The sequence below is a fragment of the Streptomyces venezuelae genome (assembly GCF_008642335.1).
Taxonomy (GTDB): Bacteria; Actinomycetota; Actinomycetes; order Streptomycetales; family Streptomycetaceae; genus Streptomyces; species Streptomyces venezuelae_F.
The window spans coordinates 1,755,574-1,774,264 of record NZ_CP029191.1 but is presented as its reverse complement, the minus strand read 5'-3'; the positions used below and the strand labels follow the sequence as shown (position 1 = coordinate 1,774,264).

The following is an 18,691-nucleotide window of genomic DNA, read 5'->3' as shown; positions in this document are numbered from 1 at the left end:
TTCACCCATGACCGACACGAACGCTTCCCGCACCACCGGCGCCGTCGCCGCAGGCCTCGCCACCGTCACCGCCGACGGCACCGTTCTCGACACCTGGTTCCCCGCCCCCGAGCTCGCCGCCGAGCCGGGCCCCGCCGGCAGCGAGCGGCTCACCGCCGAGCGCGCCGTGGAACTGCTCGGTGAGGGCGCCGCCAAGGCCATCGGCCCTGACGCCCGCCGTGGCGTGGAGATCATCGCGGTCCGTACGGTCATCGGGTCCCTCGACGACAAGCCGCTGGACGCGCACGACGTCTACCTGCGCCTGCACCTGCTTTCGCACCGCCTGGTCAAGCCGCACGGCGTGAACCTCGACGGCCAGTTCGCCTTCCTCGCCAACGTCGCGTGGACCTCGCTCGGCCCGGTCGCCGTCGACGACGTCGAGAAGGTGCGCCTCAACGCCCGCGCCGAGGGCCTCCACCTCGCGGTGACGTCCATCGACAAGTTCCCGCGCATGACGGACTACGTCACGCCGAAGGGCGTCCGCATCGCCGACGCCGACCGCGTGCGGCTCGGCGCGCACCTCGCCGAGGGCACCACGGTCATGCACGAGGGCTTCGTGAACTTCAACGCGGGCACGCTCGGCACCTCCATGGTCGAGGGCCGCATCTCCGCCGGTGTCGTCGTGGGCAACGGCTCGGACATCGGCGGCGGCGCGTCCACCATGGGCACGCTCTCCGGCGGCGGCAACGTGCGCATCGTCATCGGCGAGCGCTGCCTGGTCGGTGCCGAGGCGGGCGTGGGCATCGCGCTCGGCGACGAGTGCGTCGTCGAGGCCGGCCTGTACGTCACCGCGGGCACGCGCGTGACCATGCCCGACGGACAGATCGTCAAGGCCCGCGAGCTCTCCGGCGCCTCGAACATCCTCTTCCGCCGCAACTCGGTCACCGGCGCCGTCGAGGCCCGCCCGAACAACGCGGTGTGGGGCGGGCTGAACGACGTACTGCACAGCCACAACTAGTCGCCACCGACCAACGCAGTTTCAGGGGGAACGACATGAACAGAACGGGTGCGAGGGCACTGGCCGTCGGCGCCGCCGCGGTGCTCGGCCTGGTGGCCGGGTGCGGACAGAGCGTGGGCCAGCCCCGCGACGACGTCCGCGGCGGCGCACACCAGGCGAGTCGCGCGGCCACCGGCGACCACGGCCACCCGCTGCGCAAGAGCGACATCCCCTGGAGCGGCAGCCCCAGCCCGTTCAACGCGCAGATCAAGCTCGCCGACGGGCGCCGCGTGGCCATGCACTACATGCGCGGCAAGGGCCTGTTCGTGCAGGACTACAGCCCCCGCGCGAAGGGCTGGTCCAAGCCGGCCCTCGTGTACGGGACGAAGACCGACGCCTGCCAGGGCATCACGCTCAAGGCCAAGGACGGCACGGTCGCGGCCTTCGGTGACTTCGGCACGTACTGCGCGGACGGCGAGCCGCCGACCGAGTCGGTCGCCGCGGTGGCCGTGGGCCCGCTGACCACGTGGGACAAGCACCTCACCAAGGACTTCGACGGCTGGGAGAAGATCGTCGTCGCCCCCGGAGGCAAGAAGGTCACGTTCAGCCGGGGCAGCGACACGCTGCGCTGGACCAAGGCGGCGGGGTTCCCCGCTCCACGCTGACGCGCACCTCGACCGGAGCGGCCACCCCTTCACGGGGTGGCCGCTCCGTTTTCTTCGCCCGTCAACTTTCCGCGCCGGAGAGGCATAGCGGGGGCCCTCCGGACCCGTCCTCATCCATGCGGGAGGGCAACAGGCCCACCAGGGAGCGAAGGTGACGATGGATGCCCATGAGCAGGACAGTTTCCGGGAATTCGTGGCGACCAGATCGTCGGCGCTGCTGAAGACCGCCGTACTGCTCAGCGGGGGCGACCGGCACGCGGGCGAGGACCTGCTGCAGAACGCGCTCGTCAAGGCGGCCGGGCGGTGGCAGCGGATCGACGAGCCGGAGGCGTACGTACGCCGGATCCTGTACCGGCAGCAGGTCGGCCGGTGGCGGCTGAAGTGGCCGCGGCGCGAACTGGCCGTCGCCGAACCGCCGGAGCGTGCCGCGTCGGGGGACGGCACGGCCGCGGCGGAGCTGCGCATCGTGATGCGCGGGGCCCTCGCCAAGCTCACCGCGCGGCAGCGGACCGTACTCGTCCTGCGCTACTACGAGGACCTGCCGGAGGCGGAGGTCGCCGCCGTGCTCGGCTGCTCCGTCGGCACGGTGCGCAGCACCACGCACCGCTCGCTCGCCCGGCTCCGCGGCCTCGCGCCCGAGCTCGCGCAGCTCGACCGGTCCGGCCCCGCCGAGGCTTCCCCCCACTCCCGCGACTTCTCGCCCATGGAGGTATCACCGTGAACGTGGCAGAACTGGTGCGCGAGTCGCTGCGGGAGCAGGCGGACCAAGGGCCGCCCGTGCCGGGCGATTTCGCCGACCGTGTGCTGGCCGTGCGCCGGCGGCGCAGGAACCGGACGACGGTGGGCGCCGCGCTCGCCGTGGCCACGGCCGCCGTCGTGGGCGTGGCGGTGCCCGCCATCCACTCCGACTCCGACGAGCGGGGCCCGCGCCCGGCCAGTGCGTCGCAGACCGACGACGTCATCGCCCACCCCGGCCAGACACCGCCGCGCGAGCTGATCGCCGCGGGCGGCACGGCGCTCGCCGCGTACAGCACGAGCAAGGACGTCAAGCAGCCCGACGGCGACGCCATCGTCACCCGTACCTACCGGCTGCTCGACCAGAAGACCGGCACCTACCGCGAGGACGCCCGCTGGTCCTGGGTCGACGTCGCGCCCGGCATGCGGACCGCCGCCGTCCTGGAGCAAGGGCTCCCCGTCAAGAGGATCGGCCTGCTGAACCTGATCACCGGCAAGGTCGACCGGTGGCTCCCCGTGCGGCACGGGGTCGGCGGCGTCGAGTTCTCGCCCGACGGCAGGAAGCTCGTCGCCACGACGTACGCCGAGAACCCCGACCGGCTCGACGGCGACCGGCCGATCAACGACGGCAAGCACGAGGAGCCGGGCCCCGCCGACCCCACAAGGACCGGCTTCTACGTCCTCGACGTGGCCTCGGGGGACGGCGGTTGGAGCGAGGTGAAGACCAAGCGCGGCGGGTGGGGTCTCGCGGACATCAACACCCGGCAGGACTTCGACTTCAGCCGGGACGGCTCGCTGGTCTACACGGGCCGCATCCGCGAACCCGCCCAGCAGTACTACGACTTCCGGGGACGGAAGAAGAGCCCCCCGCCGCGGGAGAGGCACCTGGCCTGGCACGTCGACGCGCGCCTCTCCCCGAACGGGAAGCTCGCCGCGGGCGACTTCGCGGGCGGGGCAAAGACCACCGCCACGGAGGTCCTCGACCCCCTCACCGGCAAGCGGGTCGCCAAGATCCCCGGTCAGCAGCTGCTCGCCTGGGCCGACGACAAGCGGCTCATCGCCTGGGACATCGCCCCCGGCACGAGCGAGTACCGCAACCGGCTCGTCCTGGTCACCATCGGGAGCAAGAAGACCGTCCCGCTCAGCGGCTACCGCTCCTCGAAGGCCGACCGCGTCGGGCGCTGGACGCCGATCTTCGCGAAGCGCTGATCACCCCCCGTACGCGGCGAGCAGCCCGTCGGTCGCCTCACGGCCGGCGGGCAGCAGCGGTGCCCGTACCGGACCCGACGGCAGACCGAGCGCGCCGAGCAGCGCCTTCGCCGTGACGGCGCCCGGCAGGCCCGACGCCATCATCGCCTCGATCAGCGGGGTCGCGGCCAGCTGCGCCCGGCGCGCGCCCTCCGTGTCACCGGCGTCGAACGCGTCGAAGATCTCGCGGGGGCGGCCGGGGAGCACGTTGGCCACGGTGCTGACGCAGCCCGCGCCGCCCACCGCGTACAGCGCGAGGTTGAACTCGTCGCAGCCCGCGTAGTACGCCAGGTCCGTGCGGGAGATGACCTTCTGGCTGCCGAGGATGTCGTACGCGCAGTCCTTCACGCCGACGACGCGCGGGTGGTCCGCGAGCCGCAGCACCGTCTCCGTCGCGATGCGGGTGCCGGTGCGGCCCGGGATGTCGTAGAGCAGCACGGGCAGCCCGCAGCTGTCGGCCACCGTGCGGAAGTGGGCCTCGACGGCGTCCTGCGGCGGCAGGCTGTAGGACGGGGTGAGCACCAACAGGCCGTCGGCGCCCGCCTTCTCGGCCTCCCGCGCCTGCTCGACGGCGTGCCGGGTGTCGTTGCTGCCGACGCCCGCGACGATGGCGGCGCGGTCGCCGACCGTATCGGCCACGGCCCGGATGAGAGCCGCCTTCTCGGCGTCGGAGGTGGTCGGCGACTCGCCGGTCGTGCCGGACAGGACGAGCCCGTCGCAGCCCCGCGACACGAGGTGGTCGGCGAGGTGCCGTGCGCCGTCGAGGTCGAGGGAGCCCGCGGCGGTGAAGGGGGTGATCATCGCGCAGAGGGCGCGGCCGAAGGGCGCCGCGGTTCGGGAGGTCATGGCAGCAGTCTCGGTGCGCCGACGCTGAAGCTCCACTTAATTCTTCTACGAGGTAATGGACAGGAGCGCTACGAGGAGCGCGTCGGGACTCGGCATGCACTGGTGCCAACTCGCCCCCATGTAGGCCACTATGGCGGGACAGTCGGTCCCTAGGAGGCGTCATGAGGCTCGGCAAGGCACTCTCCACCGGAATCGCCGAAGAGCGTCCGTCGCGGCACGAGGAGCCCGCCCCGGAGCAGCGGACCCCGGTCGAGACCGAGGCCCGCGTCGAGACCGGGGCCGCGGTCGAGACCGGAGTCGGCGTCGCGGCCGGAGTCGGCGTCGAGGCCGCGGCCGTCCGATGAGGCTGCGGCTCCCCGAGGAACACCCGACGGAGCCGCCCACCGGATACAAGATCGCCCGCCCGGTGCTGTCCCACGACGGCACCCGGGCGGGCTTCACCGGCGTCTCCCTCGGCGCGGCCCTGCCCTACGGAGTCCTCGCCGAGGCCGCCTGCGTCTACGGCAGGAGGCACCGCGCCCCGCACCGCCGCTGCGACTGCGGCTTCCACTGCGTCCACGACCGGACGACCGCCGAGGCCCTCCTGTGCACCGCCGGGCACCGCGGGGCCGTGCTCCTCGAAGTGACCGTGCTCGGCGCCTACATACGGTTCGAGCGCGGCTTCCGGTACGCGCGCCAGCGGGTGCGCCACGTCACCCTGCCGCCGTGCGGCTGCGGCGCCGCCGCCACGCTGCTCGCCGACGCCGGCTGGGGCAGGCCCGGGTGGCGGGTCGTCGAGGGGGTGTGCGGGCGGTGCCGGGGCGGGCGGCAGGCGCGGTCCGTCGCGGGGTTCGCGCGGCTCGCGGGGGAGGGGGTGACGGTCGTCGCGGCGGATCCGCCCGCGACCGGGGACGGGCTCCCGGGGCTCGGGATGCCCGAGCTGATGGCGGAGGCCGCGCTCCTCCAGGCGCGACTCGACCATTTCCAGGCGGAGTTGGCGCGGTTCTCCGGCGACGAGCCGGGTTCCGGGGATCAGCGGGGATAGCGTCGCCCGGCGCGGGTACTCGGCCATCCCAGCCAGAAGGGAGGCGGACCCCGTGACCGGGACCATGGGCGAGCAGCCGACGCGCGATCACGCGCAGCACTCGGTGGGAGAGCTCGTCGAACGTGCCACCGCGCAGCTTTCGGAACTCGTACGCCAGGAGATGCGGCTCGCCGGACAGGAGATGGCGGCCAAGGGCAAACGCGCGGGCCGCGGCGGAGGGCTCCTCGGAGCGGCCGGCGCGGTCTCGTACGTCGGACTCATGGCGCTCGCGGCCACGGCGGTCGCGGCACTCGCACTCACGCTGCCCGTCTGGGGCGCGGCCCTCATCGTCACCGGCGTGCTCTTCGTCGTGGCCGGGGTGCTCGCCGCGCTGGGCCGCAAGCAGCTGGCCCGCGCGGTGCCCCCCGTGCCCCAGCAGGCGATGGACAGCGTCAAGGCGGATGTCGAGGAGATCAAGGAAAGGGCGCACCGATGACGGACACCCCCAAGGACGCGAAGAAGGACGCCGGCGCGAAGGGTCCCGACGAACTGCGCCGGCAGATCGAGGAGACCCGCGGCAACCTCGGCGAGACCGTCGAGGAACTCGCCGCGAAGGCGGATGTGAAGGCCCGCGCCCGGGAACGGGCCGCGGCGGTGAAGGACCACGTACAAGGGACGGCGGCACAGGTGAAGGACAAGGTGACGGAACAGGCGGCGCGCGCCAAGGGCAAGGCCGCGGACGGGGCCGGACAGGCGAAGGACGCCACGGCCGAGACCGCGGCAGGCGCCAAGACCATGGCGGCCGATGGCGTGGCAGGCGCCAAGAGCAAGGCGGTCGAGGGCGCCGCCCGGGCGAAGGGCCTGGCGGCGGAAGGCGCCGGACGCGCCAAGGGCATCGCGGCCGAGGGCGCCGGACGCGCGAAGGGCGCCGTGCTCGAGGGCAAGGCGCGCGCGGAACAGTACCCCGCCGTGGTCCAGGCCGAGGAGAAGGTCGCCGAGGCCGCGCGCCGCGTGCAGGACGGCGCGCCCGAGCCCGTGCGGGCCGCCGCGAGCAGCGTCGCGCGGATCGGCGGCCGCCACCCGCGGACGGTCGCCGCGGCCGGGGCGGGTGTCCTGGTGGCCTGGCTGGTGCTCCGCCGCGGCAAGAGGAACGGCCGCTGATGAGCGGGGCCACGATCCTCTACAAGCCGCTCGGCATGGCCTTCGGCATGCTGGGCGGCGCGGTCGCGGGCGCGGTGTTCCGCCGCACCTGGAAGGCCGTGGCGGGCGAGGACGACGCGCCGGACGCGCACGACGAGGAGCGCTCCTGGAACGAGATCCTCGTCGCCGCCGCGCTCCAGGGCGCCATCTTCGCCGTGGTCAAGGCCGCGGTGGACCGCGGCGGCGCGATCGGCGTGCGGCGCGTGACGGGCCGCTGGCCGGGCTAGGAGCCTGTGTCATCACCCCGGCCGGGTCCGTCTGACATGATCGGCGCGGGCGCCGACAGGCCGGACCGACACAGAGGCCAAGGCACGATGAACAACACTGAACACAGCAGCACCCACGGCGGCGGCGACGGCGTCGGCCGGGACGAGCGCCGCGTCGCACTGGTGACGGGCTCCTCGTCCGGCATCGGCGCCGCCGTCGCCCGCCGGCTCGCCGCCGCCGGCGTCCGCGTCGTCGTCAACTCCGCCCGCTCGGTCGAGGCGGGCGAGAAGCTGGCGGCCGAACTGCCGGACGCCGTCTACGTACAGGCGAGCGTCGCCGACGAGGCCGACGCCGCGCGGCTCGTGCGGACCGCCGTCGACACGTACGGCCGCCTGGACATCCTGGTCAACTGCGCGGGCACCACGTGCTTCATCGACCACGACGACCTGGCGGCGGCGAGCCCCGACGTGTGGCGGGAGCTGTACGACGTCAACGTCATCGGCGTGTGGCAGACCATCACGGCCGCCGTCCCGCACCTGCGCGCGAGCGGCTCGGGCAGCATCGTCAACATCTCCTCGCAGGCGGGCGTGCGCCCGAACGGCAGCTCCATCCCGTACGCGGTGAGCAAGGCGGCCGTGAACCACATGACCAAGCTGCTCGCCAAGACGCTCGGCCCGGCCGTACGGGTCAACGCGGTGGCGCCCGGCATGATCGACACACCGTGGTTCGACGGCGTCGAGGGCATCGAGGCGTCCATGGAGGCGGTGGCCGGGCGGCTGCCGCTGGGCCGCGTGGGCCGTCCGGAGGACATCGCCGAGGCGGTGGCCGACCTGACCAACTCCTCGTACATCACCGGCGAAGTGCTCCTCGTCGACGGCGGCGGCCACCTCCTCTAGCCGCGAAAGGGACGCGTTGACGGGGCCGGACGCCCGGAGGAAGCTCGGGCCATGGCCACGACGCAGCAGCATCCGTACGCGCGGTACGTCGCGATCGGCGACAGTCAGACGGAGGGCCTCGGGGACGGCGACGAGGAGCGCGGCTACCGCGGCTGGGCCGACCGGCTCGCCGAGATCCTCGCCGCCGGGCACCCGGACTTCACTTACGCCAACCTCGCCGTGCGCGGCCGTCGGACGGCGCTGATCAAGGCGGAGCAGCTCGGCCCCGCCCTCGCCCTGAAGCCGGACCTCGTGACCGTCATGGCGGGCATGAACGACCTGGTGCGGCCGGGTTACGACGCGGCGCGTGTCGCCGCGGACGTCGAGGAGATGTTCACCGAGCTCACCGCGGCGGGCGCGCGCGTGGCCACCGTCACCTTTCCCGACATCGGGCGCGTCTCGCCGATGGCGCGGCGCGCGCTGCCCCGCGTCCTGGACCTCAACGCCCGGATCCGCGCGGCCGCCGACCGGCACGGCGTGACCGTCTTCGACACGTTCCCGCACCGCATCACCACCGATCCGCGGCTGTGGAGCCGCGACCGCATGCACGCGAGCCCGCTCGGCCACGCGCGGATCGCCGCGGGCATGGCGGACGCGCTCGGCCTCGCAGGACACGAGAGCTGGCTCAGCCCGCTGCCGCCGCTCGCCCCCGTCTCGGTGTTCGGGGCGGTGACGGCGGAGGCGCGGTGGTTCGCCGGGTTCATGGGCCCCTGGGTGTGGCGGCGGGTGCGGGGCCGCTCCTCGGGCGACGGCCGGGAGGCGAAACGCCCCGCGCTGGAGGCGGTGACGGTCGCCCATCCCGAACGGGCTTGACCTCAACCTCGGTTGAGGTCGGAGTGTGGAACGCACAACCTCGACCGAGACGGACGGACCACACCATGCCCGCGACCACCACCCTCAGCACCGGCACCCTCCCCGACCCGGCCCGCGCCGACGGAGGCCTCACCTTCATCAGCACGTGGAGCACCGGCTCGCCCGAGCGGCTGCGGGCCACCCTGGACGCCGTCGCGAAGGCCTGGGAGACCCGCCCCTGGCCGCACGAAGGGCTCCTTTCCTACACGGTGTACGCGGGCGCCGACGGGGCGACCGTCTTGCACTACTCGCAGTGGCGGGACGAAGAGGCGTACCAGGACTTCTTCGCGGGCGTCGCCAACGGCAGGGACGCCAGGAACACGGAGATCGACGCGGCCGTGCCCGGCATCGAGCGGCTCGGCCTCAACAAGACGCGGCTGTACCGCAGTTGGGACGGGGGCAGCGGCGGCGAGCCCGGCACGGTGGCGATCGCCCTGACCGACCTCGAGAACCCCGGCCCCGAAGAGCAGCGCGCCTGGGCGGACCGGGCGGCCGAGGCCCTGGCCGGGGACGCCGCCGACACCCCCGGCCCGCATGCCGCGCACTTCCACCTCACCCTGGACGGCAAGCGCGTCATCACCTACGCCGAGGGCGGCGGAGAAGGCGCCCGGTACCGGTTCGCGTACGGCTTCGTACCGAGCAAGGCGTAGATTTTCCCCGCCCCGCGACGCCACCCGCGCCGCTCTCCTGGACAGCCCCCGGGGGCGGCGGGACGGTGGGGCCATGAGCGGGAACGGCGCCACCGGCAAGGCCTTCGAGATCGTCCGCGAGCTGGAGGTCGAGGGCTCCCCGGCCAGGCTCTGGGCCGCCCTCACCACCGGCACCGGCGGCTGGCTGCGGCCCATGGAGTACGAGCCCCGCGAGGGCGGCGCCGCCCCCTCCGGCGGCACCGTCACCCGCTGGGACCCGCCCCACCGCCTCACCGCACGCGTCGAGGACCCGGACGGCATACCCGGCCAGACCCTCGACGAGCTCGACCACGTCATCGAGCCGCGCGACGGCGGCCGCCGCTCCTGGCTGCGCCACCTGCACAGCGGCATCTTCACCGGCGACTGGGACACGCAGTACGACGGCGCGGTGCAGCACACCGACTTCCACCTGCACACCCTGGGCCAGTACATGGCGCACTTCGAGGGCCGCCCCGTCGCCTACTCCGCCCCGCACGGACCGCGCGCCTCCGCCGCCCCGGACGCCTTCGTCAGACTGGCCAGGGCGCTGGGCCTGCCCGACGACGCCACGGACGGCGCGCGTGTACGGGTGCAGGCCCCGGGCGGGGAACTGGACGCGATCATCGACTTCCGCAGCCGGTACTTCATCGGGCTGCGCGCCGACGAGACGCTGCACCGCTTCTACGGCCGCAACCACTTCGGCGCCCCGGTCGGCGTCAGCGTCCACGACTTCGGCGCGCACGCCGACGCCAAGCGCACCGAACTGGCGTGGCAGGACTGGCTGGACCACCTCTACGGCTGAGGCGGTCCGCCGGCCCGTACCGGGTCAGGGCCTGAAGCGCAGCACCTGCGGGTCGTGGTCGCTGTTCTGCTCCGCGAACTCCGCGTTGATGTGCACGCTGTCGAAGCTGAAGTCGTCCGCGTCGCCCACCCCCGGGCTGGTCAGGATCTGGTCCAGGACCTGCGAGTTGCCCTGGTAGACGTACGAGTAGCGCTCGCTCCTCGGCAGCGAGCGGACGGCCGAGCGCAGCGCGCCGCCGTCCTCCAGGGCCTTGGTGGCGGCCGAGAACTCGAAGTCGTTGATGTCGCCGAGCACGACGACGTCGGCGTTCCGCTGGACCTTGCGGATGTCCTTCACGAACCCGTTCACCGCCTGCGCCTGCAGCAGCCGCTTGGCCTCGGAGGAGCGCACCGGCGGCTGGTGGTGCGAGGTCAGCGACTCGTCGCCGCCCTTGGACCCGAAGTGGTTGGCGATCACGAAGACGGTGCGGCCGCGGAACGTGAACTCGCCGGCCAGCGGCTTGCGGCTGTCCGCCCACGCCGCGTTGCCCGGGGCGACGCGCCCGGGGGAGTGGCTCAGCGCGGCGCGGCCGCCCTCGCGCACGACCTCGGTGGGCGTCGTCGCGTCGCCGGGCGCGCGCTCGGTGAACGAGACGCGCTCCGGGTTGTAGAGGAAGACCTGGCGGATGTTGCCGCCGGGCTCGCCGCCGTCCTTGTTGTTCTGCGGGTCGACGGACCGCCACGCGTAGCGCGGTCCGCCCGCGGCGACGATCGCGTCCGTGAACTTCTTCAGCGTCGTCTCGGCGGAGACCGTGCCGTCGTTCTTCGCCCCGTTGTCGTCCTGGATCTCCTCAAGGGCCACGATGTCGGGCGAGGAGAGGTTCGCGACGACCGCGCCCGCCAGCGCGTCGAACTTCGTCTGCGGGTCGGTCGGGTCGAGGTTCTCGACGTTGTACGTGGCCACGGCGAGCTCGCCCTTGGCCTGCTTCCGCGTCTTCTCGCGCTTCAGACCCTTGTCGTCGACGGTGCCGAGCTCGCGCGCCACGAGGGTGTAGCCGCCGAACTGGTTGAAGTCCATGGGGCCTTCGGCGCCGCCGCGCAGGACGTCACCGACGTTCGCCTTGGGGAACGGCTGCTCGGAGACGGGGGCGAGCTGCTGGATCTGGAGGCGTCCGCCGTTCTGCGCGTCGTACGAGCCGTAGACGGTGCCGCCGCGCCGGTTCGGGTTCTCGTGCTTCTTCACCGTCACCCAGAGCTCGTTGTACGCGTCGGTCGCACCGACGACGCGGGAGCTCCCGATCCGTACGTTCATGCCCTCGAGGGACTCGTAGAGGTCGAGGGCGTACGAGCGCGGCTTCAGCGGCAGCGCGTTGATGCTGCCGCCCTGCGCGGGGTCGCCCGCGGGCGCGTAACGGCCGGGCACGGACTTCGCGGTGACCGCGACCGGGGCGGGCAGCGCGTTGCCTGCGGAGTCCACGGTCACCGTCGGCCTGGTGATCTGAGTGAGGGACTGGTTGCCGGATCCGGTGCCCCCGGGCACATACTCGCCGACGGTGCCGGAGACCCGTACCGCGTCGCCCGCCTTCACCGTGAGCGGCGCGGAGCCGGTGAAGACGAAGATGCCCTCGCTGGTGGCCGCGTCGTCGTCGGCGGTCCCCTCGGCGGACTGGATCCAGAAGCCCTTGGAGCCGTAGCCGCGCACGCCCGTCACGATGCCGGGCACGTCGCTGACCTGCTGCCCCACCAGGGGCGACGTACGCGTGGTGCCCTGGATGTCGTGGATGCGGACCCCGTCGGCGGAGGCCGGGGACGAGGTGACGGCGAGCAGGCCCGCCGCCAGGGCGGCGGCGACCACCGCGCCGACGGCGGCTGATCTCGGAACGCGGGGCGACGATATGTGAGACATCAGGGAACTCCGGATGAGGGTGTGGGAACGAAGCTGCGGCGGTGCAGGGCCGGTCGGGCGCTCTACGCGCGTCAATCTCTTGTGTGACCAGGGGAGTTGTCAAGGTTCTGAGGGTGTTCCCACGTTGTACGTTCCCTGACAGGGACATGAACCGGGCGGCATGGTCCCAAATCCGTCTAGGCTTGCCCACTGCAGAGCCCGCCCCTCCGGAGGAGAACCAGCCGATGTCCGTAAGCCCCGCCACCCTGCCGCCGGTGCTGCTGCACTCCGAAGCGGAACTCGCGCGGGCCGCGCTCGCCACGCCGCTGCTCTCCCGCGCCGTGCGCCTCGCCCGCTGGGCGGGACCGGAGACGCGCGTCGGCGCGGGCGGCGAACTCGTCGACGCACAGCTCCCGGCCGCCGCGGCCGAGCTGGGCCTCTCGGCGGATGCCGTCGAGGGCGCAGACGCGGCCGCGTACGCGAGCGAGGCGTGGCGGGTCGCCGTGGACACCGGGCTCATCGACGTCACGGACGCCGAGGAGGAGGGCGCGGACGGCACCGTCACCCAGGGCGAGGACCTCGCGCTGCTCTCCGAGGGCAGCCCGCAGGACGTCCTCGGCATCTGGCTCGGCGCCCTCGACACCGTGTACGCGGACGCGACCGTGCCCGACATGGAGAACCTCCTCGACGTCCTGGAGGAGAACGGCCAGGTCGACTTCGACGAGCTCGGCTGGGACCCGCAGGCCGAGGCCGACTTCCTCGACGGCGTCCTCGGCAACCTCTACTTGCTCACCGTCGGCGACGCCGCGGGCGGCGAGAGCCCCGTGCCGCTGCCCGCGCTCGCCGCCTCGATGATCGTCCCCGACGACATGGGCGAGCCCACGGACGACATCCTTGAGCAGGTGTCGGACGCGATGATGAAGCTCGACGACCAGTTCCGGCTCTTCGAGCCGCTCGGCCTCGTCGAGTACCAGCCGGTCGACGAGGCGCTCATGGCCGACATCGACGACGAGACGGACCGGCCCGGGCCCGCGCCCGTCGACGACGAGGACGTCAGCCGCTACGGCATGGTCCGCCTCACCCCGCTCGGCCTGTACGGCGTCCGCGCCCGCATGCTGGAGGCCGGCGTCGACGCGCCCGCCGTCGGCGACCTCGCGGACAAGGGCGCGGACGCGCTGCTCGACGGCACGTCCGGCTTCCCGCAGCACGCCGCGCAGGCGGAGATCGAGCAGTGGCTCGGCCGGCACGAACCGCTGGTCGCGGCGCGGGAGTTGCTGGCCGCGGCGCGCGGCGCCGACGAGGGCGCACCGCTGCGCAGGCTCCGTTGCCAGCAGGCGCTCTCCCTGGTCGGCGACGAGGCGGAACCGGCGCTGCGCGACGTCCTCGACGACCCGCAGCTCGGCGGCCTCGCCCGGGTCTGGCTCGCCGAGCACGGCGCCACGGACGTGCCCGCGCCGTCGGAGGAGCTCATCTTCTGGCTCACCATTGACACGCTCGCCGCGCAGCTCTCCGTCGAGGGCAACTCGGACGAACTGCAGGGCCTCGTCGAGGGCCTCGCCCAGCAGCACAGCGGCTTCTTCGCCACGGCATGGCGCGTCGAACACCCCGCCACGGCCGACGTCCTGGAGGCGATGGGCCGCCTGCACCCCGACAAGAAGGTGGCGAAGGAGGCCCGCAAGGCGGCGTTCAAGGCGAGGAACCTCTGAGCGATTGAGCCCGTCCGGCGATTGAGGACGAGCCCGAAGGGCGATGAACGGCACCCCGGGTGGGCCTGTACGCAACGGTCCAGGCCCACCCGAGTCCCGCTCAGATCAACATTCGTACCGCGTCGTGTGCTTGAACGACGACGTCGCACCGTCGAACCCGTACGTCCCCCGGTACGCCGGAGGATTCTGGTACTCGCCCACGATCGTGATCGTGTTCGCGCACGACCCCTGCCCCGCCCGCTTCGCGTCGAGCCGCATCGTCTCGCCGAGCGTGCCGCCCGTGATGTCCCACGGCGCGCCGCAGATGCCGGACGTGATCTGCCCGCCCGTCACCACGTGCGGATAGGTGTTGGGGTTGTACTTCACCTCGAGGACGAACGTGACCGCGCCCGCGTGGAGCGTCAGCTTGCACTCCGTCGACAGCGCCTCGGCCGACACCTCGGCCATCGGCGCGGCGAACGCCTCGTCGCGCGTCTTGACCTCGGCGCCCTGCGGATTGTGGAAGCGGTGCTCCGTCCGCGTCTGGCCGCCCTTCTGCCTACGTGCCTGAGTGGTCATGGAAAACCCTCCTCCCGTCCTGACCGTCAGGCCAGCAGCTCGGCGATCTCCACACGCAGCAGCGCGCGGACGTTCTCGATGTGGTTGACGATGGTCGCGACCGACGAACCGGCGAAGAGCAGACCCACCGCGACGTCGTCCTGCGAGGTGACCAGCGAACCGGAGTCGCCGCCCGCGGAGATGTTCGTCGTGACGATCTGGTCCTTGAAGCGGGCCGTGCCCGCCGTGCCGTAGTTCACGTCGACCGTCGCGTCGACCGCGATGATCCGGCCGAAGCTGATGTTCGTCGTCCTGCCGGTCTTCTTCACCAGGTCGCCGACGGCCACGTTGGCCTTGCGTCGCCAGGCGCGCGGGGCGCCGCTGAAGTACTGCTCGCGCGTCGCGTCCTGGAAGTCGACCGCGCCGAGCGCCGCGTCCACGATGTTGTTGTGCCGCTCCACCGGGATCTGCGGGGCGAACTGGATCGTGATGAACCGCTCCAGGGTCGCGATCCGGTCGGCCGGGTCCTGGCCGCCGTCGAAGACACCGGGCTGCACGATCGCGCTGCCCAGCTGCGCCCGGTTGGAGTCCGCGAGCACGTGGTTGTTGGACAGGATGTAGAACTTCGCCGGTACGCCGAGACCGGCGCCGGGCGGGTCGACGGAGGCGCCGGGCAGGAAGTCGTAGACCACGCTGCCGAGCGTGCCCGCGGTCACCCGGACGTTGCCGACCGAGAAGCCCGAGGGGCACGGACGCATCCGGCGCTTCAACAGCTGCGGCTCGAACGCGCCGCGCCCGGCGAGCTCCTCGAGCTGCGGCTGCCCGAGCCCCGAGAGCTGCTCGCTGACGCTGCCGTCCGGTCCGTACGTCACCGAGGCGCGGTCGTCGGCACGCCGGCCGCCCGCGCGGCTCTGCTGGCGCTGCGCCGCGATGTGGCCCACCGCGACGACGTCGGTCGGGGTGCCGTCGTCCATCTGGCGCGGGACGACGTCCCGCTCCGGGAGCATGGACTCCGGGACCTTCTGGGTGACGAACACGATGACGGCGGGCTCGCCCGTGGGCTCCCCGTCGCTCCACTTCACGCCGTGGCCGAAGCCGACCACGTTGGAGAGCGGCTGCTGGGGCCGCAGGAAGTCGGACATCGCCTGCTGGCGGGAGCTGTCGCTCAGCTGACCGCCGGTGGGTCCTCGCATCAATTCGGGCTGGCTCACCACGCCAGACCACCTCTTCCCCTTTGAAGGGTGGGAGTTCCGGGCGCGCCGGGGGCGTCGGGGTGTCGTTCCCGCTACGCCCCGCCGTCGTGGGCGTCGACCTCGCCGATGGCGAGTACGCGTACGGGGACGCCTTCGAGCGTGTCCGGAACCACATCTGCGTCACGGAGACGGTCACGGGGCACCAGGTGGGTGACAAAGACGACGATCACGTCCTGACCCGTGTGTTCGTCTCTACCGGTGCCGACTCCGGTGACATTGGCCAGCCTCATCAGCCGGCCCTCATGGAGGCTGCGTGCCTGATGTGCGTCCACTCGGCTCGCCTCCCCGTGCGGGTGGTGCAGCACTGCACGTAGGTGATGTCTATTGCGGTGTGCATCCCGGGTCAAGGTGTTCTGCGGTGATTCTTGGCTTTACGTTCACGTACGCAGGCACGACACGCTCACGTACGCAGGTGCGACGCGCCGTTGAGGTCGAGCACCGCGCCCGACGCCCACTCGGCGACCGGGGACGCCAGCCACAGCACGGCGGCCGCGATCTCCTCCGCCGTGCCCGCCCGCCCGAACGGGCTCTGCGCGCGGATCGCCTCGCCCTCGGCGCCGCTGAGGCGGTGCGCCACCCGCTCCGTACCGAAGAACCCGGGCGCCACCGACGCCACCGCGATCCCGTGCGGCGCGAGGGAGACCGCGAGGGACTGGCCGAGCGCGTGGACGGCGGCCTTCGTCGCGCCGTACGCCGGGTGGTCCGGCTCGCCGCGGAACGCGCCCCGCGAGCCGATGTTCACGATCCGGCCGCCCGTGCCCTGGTCGATCATGCGGCGGGCGGCGAGGTGGCTGAGGTTCGCCGTGGCGAGCAGGTTCACGGAGACGTGCCGCTGCCACAGGGCCGCCCACTCCTCGTACGGCGTGTCGGCGAGGGGGTGCGGCAGGTTCACGGCGGCGTTGTTGACCAGGACGTCGATGCCGCCGAGCGCCTCGGCCGCGCGTCCCGCGACGTCCGCCGCGCCCGCCGGGTCCGACAGGTCGCCGCCCACCAGCACGTGCCCCTCGCCCGCCAGCGAGTCGAGCGTCGCCCGCGCGTCCTCCTCACGCGAGCCGTAGTGCACGGCGACCCGGTCGCCGTTCTCCGCGAAGGCCCGCGCGAGCGCGCGGCCGAGACCCCGGGAGGCCCCGCTGATCAGGACGCGGCGACCGGTGCCTGACGGGTTCATGGGCAGGTTCATGGAAGGAGGCCCCTCGACGTCGAACGGTGTTCAACCGCCGTTTATACGCGAGCGGGACGGTGACGCCGACAGCAGCCCGGCCGTACGCAGCCACCTTCGCGCCTCAGGAGAAACGATGTCGCTCACCCGCAGGGATTTCGCCAGACACTCCGCGCTCACCGGGGCCGGGGTCGCCCTGGCCGGCAGCGTCGGCGCGCTCGCCACGGCCCCCGGGGCCCTCGCCGCGACGGACGTCGACAGCGTGCACGACGCGGAGGACGCCCAGGGTCACGGTCACCACGGTCACCACGGCCCCGGTTACGGTCCGCTGATCCCCGACCCCGACGGCCTCCTCGCCCTGCCCGCCGGATTCTCGTACCGCGTCCTCACGCACAGCGGGAGGACGAAGCTGGAGAGCGGCGAGTTCACGCCCTCCCACCACGACGGCACCGCCACCTTCCGCGGCCCGCGCGGCACCACGCTCCTCGTCAACAACCACGAGCTGGGCGGCCCCCGCAGCAAGTGGAAGCACCCCGTACCGCTCACCGACGGCCTCGTCTACGACCCCGCCGCGTCCGGCGGCTGCACCGTCGTCGAGGTGCGCCCCGACGGGCGCGTCGCCGAGTGGGTCGGCATAGCCGGCACCGCCACCAACTGCGGGGGCGGCAGCACCCCGTGGGGCACCTGGCTCACCTGCGAGGAGACCGAGGACCGGGCCGGTCAGAACGGCATGACCAAGGACCACGGCTACGTCTTCGAGGTCGACCCCCTCGACCGGCGTGCCAACCGCGCCCCCAAGCCCATCAAGGCGCTGGGCCGCTACGCCCACGAAGCCGTCGTCGTCGACCCCAAGCGCGGCCACCTCTACCTCACCGAGGACGCCTCCGGGCCGAACGGGCTCCTCTACCGCTGGACCCCACCCCGCGGCTTCGCGCACGGTCGCGGCAGGCTGCGCACCCTCGCCGACGACGCGGGCGTCCTGAAGGCCCCCAAGTGCTACGACTCCGGCGGCCGCTTCGTCGACGACCTGTCCCGCGCCACGAAGACCGGCACGGTCTACGGCGTGGACTGGGTCGAGGTCCCCGACCGCGACGCGCGGACCGTGCCCGTGCGCGAGCAGTTCGACGACGGCGACATCACGCGCGCCCGCAAGCTCGAAGGCATGTGGTGGGGCGACGGCGGCGTCTACATCGTCGCGTCCTTCGCCCGCGGCGAGAGCCCCGTCCCGCACGACGGGCAGGTGTGGTTCTACCACCCGGGCCGCCGCACCCTCACCCTGAAGGTGCTCCTCGGCGTGAACCGCGAGCCCGGCAAGGACGGCGCCTTCGACGGCCCCGACAACATCACCGTCTCGCCCTACGGCGGCCTCGTCATCGCCGAGGACGGCGACGGCATCCAGCACCTGTTCGGCGCGACGGAGAGCGGCCGCACGTACCCGATCGCGCGCAACGAACTCAACGCGGGCACGGCGGAGAAGCCGGAGTACAGCGAGTTCACCGGCGTCACGTTCTCCCCCGACGGCCGGACGCTCTACGCCAACATCCAGACCCCCGGCATCATGCTCGCCATCACCGGCCCGTGGAAGCGGCAGCGGCGCTGAGCGGGGGAACGATCACTGACCGTGAACCGTCGGGCGCATCCCCCGTTCGGGTCGTATCCGGACCGTCGCCGATGGCGCACACACCGTGACTTGTGTGTCTGTTCCATACCGATGTGAGGGCAGTGTCAGTACAGAGCATGGTGCCGCGGGTCCCCGAAGGCCCATACTGCGAATATGACGAGGCCCCCCGGCTCGCGCCGACACCTGCCGAACAGTCCCTTCAACGTGCCTGCCCCGCCCGCCCCACCCGTGGAGCACTTCGAGGTGGGTGACAGGGTCTCCCACGACCAGTACGGCCTGGGAAGGATCGTGGGCGTCGAGGGAGAGGACGCGGTCGTCATCGACTTCGCCGGCCGTCAGGGACGGTTCCTGAGCCCTTATCCGAAGCTGGCCAAGCTCTGACACCGACGACGTCGATGCCGATGTTGATGCCGTG

The 18,691-nt window shown here is 72.7% G+C and carries 22 protein-coding genes; 16 read left to right on the top strand and 6 right to left on the bottom strand.

All coding sequences use genetic code 11. The features are described 5' to 3' along the window. Window positions 1-7 precede the first annotated feature (7 nt). The 4 genes from dapD (at window position 8) to DEJ49_RS07905 (ending at window position 3,585) form a co-directional block, all read left to right on the top strand. Window positions 8-997, top strand: coding sequence for a 2,3,4,5-tetrahydropyridine-2,6-dicarboxylate N-succinyltransferase (dapD, locus tag DEJ49_RS07920; RefSeq protein ID WP_150183459.1), 990 nt, complete (start codon window positions 8-10; stop codon window positions 995-997). Between the two features lie 35 nt (window positions 998-1,032). After that, entirely contained in the window at window positions 1,033-1,641 is a 609-nt protein-coding gene (locus tag DEJ49_RS07915) for a hypothetical protein (RefSeq protein ID WP_223832764.1), read from the top strand. Between the two features lie 157 nt (window positions 1,642-1,798). Then, entirely contained in the window at window positions 1,799-2,362 is a 564-nt protein-coding gene (locus tag DEJ49_RS07910) for a SigE family RNA polymerase sigma factor (RefSeq protein ID WP_150183458.1), read from the top strand. Further along, window positions 2,359-3,585, top strand: coding sequence for a WD40 repeat domain-containing protein (locus DEJ49_RS07905; protein WP_150183457.1), 1,227 nt, complete (start codon window positions 2,359-2,361; stop codon window positions 3,583-3,585). Before DEJ49_RS07910 ends, DEJ49_RS07905 begins: the two co-directional genes overlap by 4 nt. On the opposite strand, the gene dapA is transcribed toward DEJ49_RS07905, so the two are convergent. Continuing rightward, on the bottom strand, window positions 3,586-4,470 hold the full coding sequence (gene dapA, locus DEJ49_RS07900) for a 4-hydroxy-tetrahydrodipicolinate synthase (RefSeq protein ID WP_150183456.1): 885 nt from the start codon (window positions 4,468-4,470) through the stop codon (window positions 3,586-3,588). It lies immediately after the preceding gene. Window positions 4,471-4,631: 161 nt separating this feature from the next. On the opposite strand from dapA, the gene DEJ49_RS35890 reads away from it, so the two are divergent. The 9 genes from DEJ49_RS35890 (at window position 4,632) to DEJ49_RS07855 (ending at window position 10,137) form a co-directional block, all read left to right on the top strand. Next, window positions 4,632-4,814 carry a hypothetical protein gene (locus tag DEJ49_RS35890; RefSeq protein ID WP_190329295.1) on the top strand — a complete coding sequence of 61 codons (183 nt, stop codon included), beginning with the start codon at window positions 4,632-4,634 and terminating at the stop codon, window positions 4,812-4,814. Further along, the gene (locus DEJ49_RS07890) at window positions 4,811-5,494 is read left to right on the top strand and encodes a hypothetical protein (RefSeq protein ID WP_150188106.1); all 684 of its coding nucleotides are present in this window, start codon (window positions 4,811-4,813) and stop codon (window positions 5,492-5,494) included. Before DEJ49_RS35890 ends, DEJ49_RS07890 begins: the two co-directional genes overlap by 4 nt. Window positions 5,495-5,546: 52 nt before the next feature. Beyond that, the gene (locus tag DEJ49_RS07885; RefSeq protein ID WP_409237538.1) at window positions 5,547-5,969 is read left to right on the top strand and encodes a phage holin family protein; all 423 of its coding nucleotides are present in this window, start codon (window positions 5,547-5,549) and stop codon (window positions 5,967-5,969) included. Beyond that, window positions 5,966-6,634, top strand: a complete 669-nt coding sequence (locus tag DEJ49_RS36315) for a DUF3618 domain-containing protein (RefSeq protein ID WP_223832763.1) — start codon at window positions 5,966-5,968, stop codon at window positions 6,632-6,634. Before DEJ49_RS07885 ends, DEJ49_RS36315 begins: the two co-directional genes overlap by 4 nt. Then, complete coding sequence (locus tag DEJ49_RS07875) at window positions 6,634-6,900, top strand: DUF4235 domain-containing protein (protein ID WP_150183455.1); 267 nt, start codon at window positions 6,634-6,636, stop codon at window positions 6,898-6,900. The genes DEJ49_RS36315 and DEJ49_RS07875 overlap by 1 nt, the downstream gene beginning before the upstream one ends. A gap of 87 nt (window positions 6,901-6,987) precedes the next feature. Then, a complete protein-coding gene (locus DEJ49_RS07870; protein ID WP_150183454.1) occupies window positions 6,988-7,776 on the top strand; it encodes an SDR family NAD(P)-dependent oxidoreductase in 789 nt (262 codons plus the stop codon). Between the two features lie 51 nt (window positions 7,777-7,827). Next, complete coding sequence (locus tag DEJ49_RS07865; protein ID WP_150183453.1) at window positions 7,828-8,628, top strand: SGNH/GDSL hydrolase family protein; 801 nt, start codon at window positions 7,828-7,830, stop codon at window positions 8,626-8,628. Between the two features lie 65 nt (window positions 8,629-8,693). Then, window positions 8,694-9,317, top strand: coding sequence for an antibiotic biosynthesis monooxygenase (locus tag DEJ49_RS07860; protein ID WP_150183452.1), 624 nt, complete (start codon window positions 8,694-8,696; stop codon window positions 9,315-9,317). Between the two features lie 73 nt (window positions 9,318-9,390). Beyond that, window positions 9,391-10,137, top strand: a complete 747-nt coding sequence (locus DEJ49_RS07855) for an SRPBCC domain-containing protein (protein WP_150183451.1) — start codon at window positions 9,391-9,393, stop codon at window positions 10,135-10,137. A gap of 24 nt (window positions 10,138-10,161) precedes the next feature. Here DEJ49_RS07855 and DEJ49_RS07850 read toward each other — a convergent pair whose 3' ends face one another. After that, window positions 10,162-12,021, bottom strand: coding sequence for an endonuclease/exonuclease/phosphatase family protein (locus DEJ49_RS07850; RefSeq protein WP_150183450.1), 1,860 nt, complete (start codon window positions 12,019-12,021; stop codon window positions 10,162-10,164). Between the two features lie 224 nt (window positions 12,022-12,245). Here DEJ49_RS07850 and DEJ49_RS07845 point away from each other — a divergent pair, with 224 nt between their 5' ends. Continuing rightward, complete coding sequence (locus DEJ49_RS07845) at window positions 12,246-13,706, top strand: hypothetical protein (protein ID WP_150183449.1); 1,461 nt, start codon at window positions 12,246-12,248, stop codon at window positions 13,704-13,706. Window positions 13,707-13,811: 105 nt separating this feature from the next. Here the strand turns inward: DEJ49_RS07845 and DEJ49_RS07840 are convergent, their stop codons facing one another. From DEJ49_RS07840 to DEJ49_RS07825, 4 genes are all read right to left on the bottom strand, one after another. Then, a complete protein-coding gene (locus tag DEJ49_RS07840) occupies window positions 13,812-14,264 on the bottom strand; it encodes a hypothetical protein (RefSeq protein ID WP_150183448.1) in 453 nt (150 codons plus the stop codon). A 26-nt stretch (window positions 14,265-14,290) separates the two neighbouring features. Continuing rightward, complete coding sequence (locus DEJ49_RS07835) at window positions 14,291-15,454, bottom strand: S1 family peptidase (RefSeq protein ID WP_223832762.1); 1,164 nt, start codon at window positions 15,452-15,454, stop codon at window positions 14,291-14,293. Between the two features lie 74 nt (window positions 15,455-15,528). After that, complete coding sequence (locus DEJ49_RS07830; protein ID WP_165283749.1) at window positions 15,529-15,726, bottom strand: hypothetical protein; 198 nt, start codon at window positions 15,724-15,726, stop codon at window positions 15,529-15,531. 170 nt (window positions 15,727-15,896) lie between these two features. Then, window positions 15,897-16,664: an SDR family NAD(P)-dependent oxidoreductase gene (locus DEJ49_RS07825; protein WP_411757229.1), complete on the bottom strand. Its 768-nt coding sequence runs from the start codon at window positions 16,662-16,664 to the stop codon at window positions 15,897-15,899. Window positions 16,665-16,791: 127 nt separating this feature from the next. Here DEJ49_RS07825 and DEJ49_RS07820 point away from each other — a divergent pair, with 127 nt between their 5' ends. After that, entirely contained in the window at window positions 16,792-18,255 is a 1,464-nt protein-coding gene (locus tag DEJ49_RS07820) for an alkaline phosphatase PhoX (protein WP_150183446.1), read from the top strand. A 174-nt stretch (window positions 18,256-18,429) separates the two neighbouring features. After that, window positions 18,430-18,657 (top strand): CarD family transcriptional regulator, encoded by a 228-nt coding sequence (locus DEJ49_RS07815; protein ID WP_055564387.1) that lies wholly within the window; start codon window positions 18,430-18,432, stop codon window positions 18,655-18,657. Window positions 18,658-18,691 lie beyond the last annotated feature (34 nt).

Bases quoted from the DNA above. Each gene is read 5' to 3' on its own strand.
- dapD (WP_150183459.1), top strand. From the start codon at position 8: ATGACCGACACGAACGCTTCCCGCACCACCGGCGCCGTCGCCGCAGGC.
- DEJ49_RS07915 (WP_223832764.1), top strand. From the start codon at position 1,033: ATGAACAGAACGGGTGCGAGGGCACTGGCCGTCGGCGCCGCCGCGGTG.
- DEJ49_RS07910 (WP_150183458.1), top strand. From the start codon at position 1,799: ATGGATGCCCATGAGCAGGACAGTTTCCGGGAATTCGTGGCGACCAGA.
- dapA (WP_150183456.1), bottom strand. From the start codon at position 4,470: ATGACCTCCCGAACCGCGGCGCCCTTCGGCCGCGCCCTCTGCGCGATG.
- DEJ49_RS35890 (WP_190329295.1), top strand. From the start codon at position 4,632: ATGAGGCTCGGCAAGGCACTCTCCACCGGAATCGCCGAAGAGCGTCCG.
- DEJ49_RS07890 (WP_150188106.1), top strand. From the start codon at position 4,811: ATGAGGCTGCGGCTCCCCGAGGAACACCCGACGGAGCCGCCCACCGGA.
- DEJ49_RS36315 (WP_223832763.1), top strand. From the start codon at position 5,966: ATGACGGACACCCCCAAGGACGCGAAGAAGGACGCCGGCGCGAAGGGT.
- DEJ49_RS07875 (WP_150183455.1), top strand. From the start codon at position 6,634: ATGAGCGGGGCCACGATCCTCTACAAGCCGCTCGGCATGGCCTTCGGC.
- DEJ49_RS07870 (WP_150183454.1), top strand. From the start codon at position 6,988: ATGAACAACACTGAACACAGCAGCACCCACGGCGGCGGCGACGGCGTC.
- DEJ49_RS07865 (WP_150183453.1), top strand. From the start codon at position 7,828: ATGGCCACGACGCAGCAGCATCCGTACGCGCGGTACGTCGCGATCGGC.
- DEJ49_RS07860 (WP_150183452.1), top strand. From the start codon at position 8,694: ATGCCCGCGACCACCACCCTCAGCACCGGCACCCTCCCCGACCCGGCC.
- DEJ49_RS07855 (WP_150183451.1), top strand. From the start codon at position 9,391: ATGAGCGGGAACGGCGCCACCGGCAAGGCCTTCGAGATCGTCCGCGAG.
- DEJ49_RS07850 (WP_150183450.1), bottom strand. From the start codon at position 12,021: ATGTCTCACATATCGTCGCCCCGCGTTCCGAGATCAGCCGCCGTCGGC.
- DEJ49_RS07845 (WP_150183449.1), top strand. From the start codon at position 12,246: ATGTCCGTAAGCCCCGCCACCCTGCCGCCGGTGCTGCTGCACTCCGAA.
- DEJ49_RS07840 (WP_150183448.1), bottom strand. From the start codon at position 14,264: ATGACCACTCAGGCACGTAGGCAGAAGGGCGGCCAGACGCGGACGGAG.
- DEJ49_RS07830 (WP_165283749.1), bottom strand. From the start codon at position 15,726: ATGAGGCTGGCCAATGTCACCGGAGTCGGCACCGGTAGAGACGAACAC.
- DEJ49_RS07825 (WP_411757229.1), bottom strand. From the start codon at position 16,664: ATGAACCCGTCAGGCACCGGTCGCCGCGTCCTGATCAGCGGGGCCTCC.
- DEJ49_RS07820 (WP_150183446.1), top strand. From the start codon at position 16,792: ATGTCGCTCACCCGCAGGGATTTCGCCAGACACTCCGCGCTCACCGGG.
- DEJ49_RS07815 (WP_055564387.1), top strand. From the start codon at position 18,430: ATGACGAGGCCCCCCGGCTCGCGCCGACACCTGCCGAACAGTCCCTTC.